This is a genomic window from Corallococcus sicarius (genome assembly GCF_003611735.1).
In the GTDB taxonomy this organism is placed as follows: Bacteria; Myxococcota; Myxococcia; order Myxococcales; family Myxococcaceae; genus Corallococcus; species Corallococcus sicarius.
Map to the genome: position 1 here is coordinate 1 of NZ_RAWG01000590.1, position 2,163 is coordinate 2,163.

The following is a 2,163-nucleotide window of genomic DNA, read 5'->3' on the forward strand; positions in this document are numbered from 1 at the left end:
GGCCCCACCCCCGGGCTGCCCCTTCAACGCTGAATTCCTGCCGCCCAACATGCGCAAGCATGTGGACCCCAACGCCCCCGTGCCGCTGCGGATGATGGCGGCCAAGTCGCTCGTGCCCCTGAACCCGGCGGACATGCTGGGCGCCCTCTTCATGCTCACCTTCGACCCGGAGGCGAACGTCCGGGAGACGGCGGCCAAGACGTGCGCGGGGCTGCCGGACCGCATCCTCGGCTCCGCGCTGCGCGACGAGGGCCTGCCGCCGTCCGTGCTGGGCTACTTCCTGGGCCTCTTGAAGGACAAGGAAGCCTACGCGGAGATGCTCGTCCTCAACTCGGAGACGCCGGACGAGGCCGTCTCCGCGGTGGCCTCCACGTGCAGCCCGAAGGTGGCGGAGATCATCTCGCAGAACCAGCTGCGCCTGCTGCGCCACGAGGACATCGTCCGCAACCTGTGCCTCAACCCCGGCGCCCCGGCGTCGCTCGTGGACAGCATCTGCGACTTCGCGGTGAGAAGCGGCCTCATCCTCGCGGACGTGCCGGCGATGCAGGCCGCGCGGGTGCGCATCTACGGCCCGCAGGCCGCCGCGGCGCCGCCGGATCCGGGCCCCACCGCCGAGGAGGTGATGGCGGAGCTGGGGCCCTCGGCGGACAAGGACGACGAGGCGCCGATGGAGGAGGGCAAGCGGCTGACGCTCGCCCAGCGCATCATGAAGATGTCCATCGCGGAGAAGATCAAGCTGGCGACGCTGGGCAACAAGGAAGCGCGCACGGCCCTCATCCGCGACACCAACAAGCTCGTCTGCGTGGCCGTCATCCGCAGCCCGCGCATCACCGACGGCGAGGTGCTCGCGAGCGCCGCCAACCGCGCCGTCAACGAGGACGTGCTGCGCGTCATCTACAACAACCGCGAGTGGACGAAGCTCCAGAAGGTGAAGCTTGCGCTGGTGAAGAACCCCAAGGTGCCGCTCACCGTCACCATGAAGTTCCTCAACACGCTGCGCGACGCGGAGCTGAAGGACCTGGCGCGCGACAAGAACGTGCCCGCCGCCGTGCAGTCCTTCGCCAAGAAGCTGCATGAGAAGAAGACCGCCCCCAAGAAGGAGGGCGGCGGTCACTGAGGCTCCGGGGATGCTCCAGGCGGGGGAGGGCGGTCACGCCGCGCCTTCCTCCACCCGAGGGCCTCTCGCCAGAGGCCCCGGCGCTTCTCAGGCCGCGGCTTCCTCGTCGAGCTCTTCGCCCACGGAGGTGCCGGGCTCGTCGAGCAGCTGCTGGGCGATGGCGAGCGCCTTCTTCGTCTTCTCGCGCAGCTTCTCGTCGCCCTTGATGCGCGCGTAGAGCTTCGTCACGCGCTCATCGTTGCGCACCGCCGCCTGCTCCAGCTCGGTGATGCGCCCGCGCAGCGACTCGGCCTCCGAGGCCGCCTGGGCGCTCTGGGAGGACAGGTCCGACTGCGTCTGCTCCAGTTGGGAGCGCAGCCCTTCCAGCTCCTGCTGGGCGCCTTCCAACTGGGAGCGCAGCCCTTCGGCCTCCTCGCGCGCCGCCTGGAGGTCCGCGTCCTGCTGGTTCAGCTGGGCGCGCAGCGACTCCACCTCACCCTGGATCTCCTGGGCCTGCGCCTGGTGCTGATCCAGCTCCGCCTGGAGCGTGCCCAGCTTCGCGGTGGCGCCGCGGGCCTCTTCCTTGGCGGTGGCGAGCTGCTGATCCACGCGCTTGCGCTCCGTGGTGAGCTGCTCGGTGCGGCTGGTGAGCGTCTTGATCTGCGCGTCCCGGCGCGACAGCTCCTCGTCGGAGGTGCTGGCCTTCTGCTCCAGCTCCAGGTGCTGATCCTTCAGCTCGATGATCTCCTGGTCCTTCTGGTTCAGCTCCGACTTGAGGCGGAGGATCTCCTTGTCGCGCTTGTTGACGGTGTCGCGCAGCGCGAAGGTGTCCTTGTCATTCTTGCCCACGCTGGAGCGCGACGTCTCCAGCTCCGTCGTCTTCGCCTGGAGTTCGGACTCCAGGGACTGCACGCGCTCCTCGGCCTGCGTCGCCTGTCCGCGCGAGTCCTCCAGCGCGCTCTGCAGCTCCGCCACCTTCGCGCGCAGGTTGCGCAGCTCCGCGACGTCCGCCGCGGACGGACCCGACGCCACCGGGGTCGCCACGGGGGGACGGGAGGCGGGGGGCG

Annotated in this window: 1 protein-coding gene and 1 pseudogene; one reads left to right on the plus strand and one right to left on the minus strand. The window is 69.8% G+C overall.

What is annotated here, in order from left to right:
• Positions 1-1,117, plus strand: a 1,117-nt coding sequence (locus D7X12_RS41005) for a hypothetical protein (protein WP_244225091.1), incomplete at its 5' end; no start/stop codon positions are given.
• An 87-nt stretch (positions 1,118-1,204) separates the two neighbouring features.
• On the opposite strand, the pseudogene D7X12_RS41010 reads toward D7X12_RS41005, so the two are convergent.
• Positions 1,205-2,163: pseudogene (locus D7X12_RS41010) on the minus strand (response regulator); the annotation flags it as partial.